This window comes from Kitasatospora sp. P5_F3 (genome assembly GCF_054049135.1).
The window spans coordinates 1-4,001 of record NZ_JBFUMY010000158.1; the positions used below are offsets into that span (position 1 = coordinate 1).

The following is a 4,001-nucleotide window of genomic DNA, read 5'->3' on the forward strand; positions in this document are numbered from 1 at the left end:
CCAGCGGGCAGCCCGCTGCCGGTGACACCCACCTGGTGCCCGCCGGGTAGCCCGCACCGGTCAGCGCGCCCCCGCCTCGAAGACCGGCCAGGCCCAGGCGGGCGGCGCGGGCACCGGCGCGGGCAGCGACACCACCGGGACCACCTCGGTCGGCGTCGGCACGACTGCCGGGCCGACGGCCGCGGTCTCCCCGGCCGCCCGGAGCGCGGCGACCAGTGCCAGGCAGCTGTCGAAGCGCTGATCCGGGGTCTTGGCCAGCGCCTTGGCCAGCACCTCGTCCAGCGCGCCTGGCAGGTCGGGCCGCAGCGAACTGACCGGCGGCACCGGGTCGTTCAGGTGCGCCCAGAGCAGCGCCAGGTCGTCGTCCCGGCGGAACGGGGGTGCGCCGGTGAGTTCCTCGTACACCACGCAGGCGAGGCTGTAGACGTCGCAGCGGCCGTCCACCGGCTTGCCGGAGATCTGCTCGGGGGCGACGTAGTCGAGGGTGCCGACGAACTGGCCGACGGTGGTCAGGCCGGTGAGTGAGAGCGACTTCTTGGTCAGGCCGAAGTCGGTCAGGTAGACGTGCTCGGGGTGGTCGCTGTCGGTCCCCTCGGCGACCAGGATGTTGCCGGGTTTGACGTCCCGGTGGACCAGGTCGTGGGCGTGCGCGGCGTCCAGCGCGGAGGCCACCTGAGCGGTGATCCGGACCGTCTGGCGGATGTCCAGCGGGCCCTGCCGGTCGAGCAGCGCCCGCAGGTCCCGGCCCTGGACGTAGCGCATCGCGATGTAGAGCACGCCCTCGGCCTCGCCCGCCTCGTACACCGGGACGATGTGCGGGTGGTCGATCGCGGCGGCGATCTTCGACTCGCGGGCGAACCGTTGCCGGAAGACGTCGTTGCGGGCCAGTTCGGGGGCGAGCAGCTTGACCGCGACGATCCGGCCGAGCCGCAGGTCCTCCGCCTGGTGCACCACGGCCATCCCGCCACGCCCGATCACCTTGCCCAGCCGGTAGCCGCCGAGCTCACGCCCGGTCAGGTCGGACTGCACGGTGGGGCTCACGGCGTGCCCCGTCCGGTGTCGGCGGGCTCGACCGTGGCGTAGGTCTGCAGTTGGGCGCCCTCGCAGTAGTACCAGCGGCCCTGGTCGAGGTCCAGCAGCCAGGCTGCCGGTCCGTCGATCACCGCACCGACCCGCAGGCCCGCGCTGCGACTGCGGAAGCCCTCCAGGTCGAGCAGCCCGGCGGCGTACTCGTCGACCAGCTGCCGGTAGGCGGCCAGGGCGTCCTCGAGGCGGGCCAGCAGGGCGCGCGGATCGGCGGTGGTGGCGAGCGGCTGGGCGGTGCCGGGCGGCCGGTGCGGCAGGGTGATCAGCATCCGGCCGTCCACCCAGGCGGACCAGGCATTGGAGCAGACCACCCGGGCCCAGTCACCGGTGGCCTCGGTCAGCATCACCGGCAGCAGCGGGTCCAGTCGGGCCGACGGGTGGGCCGGGTCCGCGCTCTCCCAGGTCGGCAGCCCACCCTCGGGCACGACGTGGGTGGGCCGGAACTCGTACGGGCTGGACATCGCCGCTACCCGCGCATCACGGCCGGCTCGTGCCGGCGCAGCAGCCGGGCGACCAGCAGGCCGAACACCAGCGAGAGCGCCGCGAGCATGCCGAGGTCGAGCAGCCAGACATTGAGGCTGTGCTCGAACAGCGGGTCCTCGGTGAGCTTGCCGGGCACCACCTGGTGCAGGTCGATGCTGGCGGCCATCGCGCCGAGCGCCCAGCGGGACGGGATCAGCCAGGACAGCTGGTTGAGCACCAGGACGCCGTTCAGCTGGAGCAGCGCGCCGCAGAACACCACCTGGACGATGGCGAGCAGCACCAGCAGCGGCATGGTCACCTCCTCCTTCTTCACCAGGGCGGAGATCAGCAGGCCGAGCATCATCGCGGTGAAGGACAGCATGGCGACCGCGATGGTGATCTCCGCCAGCGGCGGCATCAGCACGCCGCTGCCCTGCGGTCTCAGCTTCACCCCGGCCAGGCCGACCATGGTGAGCACCACCGACTGGGCGACCGTGATGGTGCCGAGCACGACGATCTTCGACCAGAGGTAGGCAGATCTGGACAGGCCGACGGCTCTCTCGCGCTGGTAGATGGTGCGCTCCTTCACCAGCTCCCGGACGGCGTTGGCGGCGCCGGTCAGCACACCGCCGACGCACAGGATCAGCAGCCCGTTCAGCGCGGTCTCCTGGGTCAGCTTGCTGCCGGCCAGCGCCCGGGCCATCGCGCCCATCACGAACGGCAGCGCGATCATGACGGCCAGGAAGGTCCGGTCGGCGGTCAGCGCGGTGGCGTACCGCCGTACCAGGGTACCCAGTTGGGACCACCAGCCCTGCGGCGGCCGGACCGGCACCGGGGGTGCGGCGGCCGCTGCGGGGCCGGCCGGGCGGGCCATCGCGTCGGCGATGTACCGGCGGTGCGCGTCCGAGTCGCGGTACTGGCCGGCCCAGTCGCGGGCCCGGTCGTTCTCGAACGCCTCGAAGGCCTCCGGCCACTGGCCGAAGCCGACGAAGTCCAGGGTCTCCCCGGGCGGTCCGTAGAACGCGATCTTGCCGCCGGGCGCGAGCAGCAGCAGGCGGTCGCAGAGGTCGAGGCTGAGCACACTGTGGGTGACCACGATGACGGTGCGTCCGTCGTCGGCCAGGTCGCGCAGCATGTGCATCACCGAGCGGTCCATGCCGGGGTCCAGGCCGGAGGTGGGTTCGTCCAGGAAGAGCAGCGAGGGTTTGGTGAGCAGCTCGAGCGCGACGCTGACCCGCTTGCGCTGGCCGCCGGAGAGGCTGGAGATCACCTGGTCGGCACGCTGTTCCAGGCCGAGTTCGGTGATCACCTCTTCGACCCTGGCGGCCCGCTCGGCGGGCTCGGTGTCGCCGGGGAAGCGCAGTTCGGCGGCGTAGCGCAGCGCGCGGCGGACGGTGAGCTGGGTGTGCAGGATGTCGTCCTGCGGCACCAGGCCGATCCGTCGGCGCAGCTCGGCGTAGTCGCGGTACAGGTCACGGCCGTCGTAGCGCACCGTGCCCCGGTCGGCGGGACGCAGACCGGTCAGCGCGTTCAGCAGCGTGGACTTGCCGGCGCCGCTCGGGCCCGCGACGGCCAGCAGGCACTTCTGGCCGACCGGGAAGGTGACCTGGTCGAGCAGCACCTTGCCCTCGCCGACCTCGACCACCAGGCCCTCGACGTTCAGGTCGATGTCGCCGGTGTCGACGAACTCCTGCAACTGGTCGCCGACCAGGCAGAGCATCGAGTGGCCGATGCCGACCAGGTCCTCAGGACCGACCAGGGCGGTGGTGACCGGACTGCCGTTCAGGTACGTGCCGTTGTGGCTGTCCAGGTCGGTGATCTCGTACCGGCCGTCCGGCCTGGCCCGCAGTTCGGCGTGGTGGCGGGAGACCGAGAGGTCGGCCAGCACCAGGTCGTTGTCGGTGGCCCGGCCGATCCGGGTCACCTTGGCGGGCAGCGGGCGGACCCGGGTGGGCGGCCGGAAGGAGCCGGTGATGGCGGTCAGCGCGGAGGGCGCCCGCGCGGTGGCGGGAGCCTCGGGCAGCGCATTGAGGGTCGCGTACGGGCCGTCCTCGGCGCTGCCGAACCGGACCGTGCTGCCCGGACCGAGGTCCAGGTGGCTGACCCGGCGGCCGTACGCCCAGGTGCCGTTGGTGGAACCGGTGTCGTCCAGAATCCAGTGGTCGCCGTCGGCGTGCAGCACTGCGTGGTGCCAGGACACCCGGGGGTCGGTCAGCACGATCTCACCCGTGGGGTCCCGGCCGACGTGGTACGTGCGGCTCGGGCTCATCACCTGTGAGTCGCCGTCCGTCTCCAGTACGAGCTGCGGCGCGAAGGGCGCGAACTGTCGCTCTCCCATACCCACGATGCTAGGCCCGGCCGGCGCCGGGAGCGCGACGGAGCGTCCGGGCTTGCGCACTGCGGCGCCCCGGGATGGGGACAGCCGATTGGGACCTTCACGCCTCAGGAGGCGG

Annotated in this window: 3 protein-coding genes; all 3 read right to left on the reverse strand. The window is 72.5% G+C overall.

Translation table 11 applies throughout. From position 1 onward, the window contains the following. Positions 1 to 60: 60 nt before the first annotated feature. Genes ACXJMZ_RS36770 through ACXJMZ_RS36780 form a run of 3 tightly spaced genes read right to left on the reverse strand, consistent with a single transcriptional unit; the run spans position 61 to position 3,886 of the window. Complete coding sequence (locus tag ACXJMZ_RS36770; protein WP_457034346.1) at positions 61 to 1,029, reverse strand: serine/threonine-protein kinase; 969 nt, start codon at positions 1,027 to 1,029, stop codon at positions 61 to 63. An 8-nt stretch (positions 1,030 to 1,037) separates the two neighbouring features. Further along, positions 1,038 to 1,547 carry a hypothetical protein gene (locus tag ACXJMZ_RS36775; RefSeq protein ID WP_457034344.1) on the reverse strand — a complete coding sequence of 170 codons (510 nt, stop codon included), beginning with the start codon at positions 1,545 to 1,547 and terminating at the stop codon, positions 1,038 to 1,040. 5 nt (positions 1,548 to 1,552) lie between these two features. Continuing rightward, positions 1,553 to 3,886 (reverse strand): FHA domain-containing protein, encoded by a 2,334-nt coding sequence (locus ACXJMZ_RS36780; RefSeq protein WP_457034345.1) that lies wholly within the window; start codon positions 3,884 to 3,886, stop codon positions 1,553 to 1,555. Positions 3,887 to 4,001 lie beyond the last annotated feature (115 nt).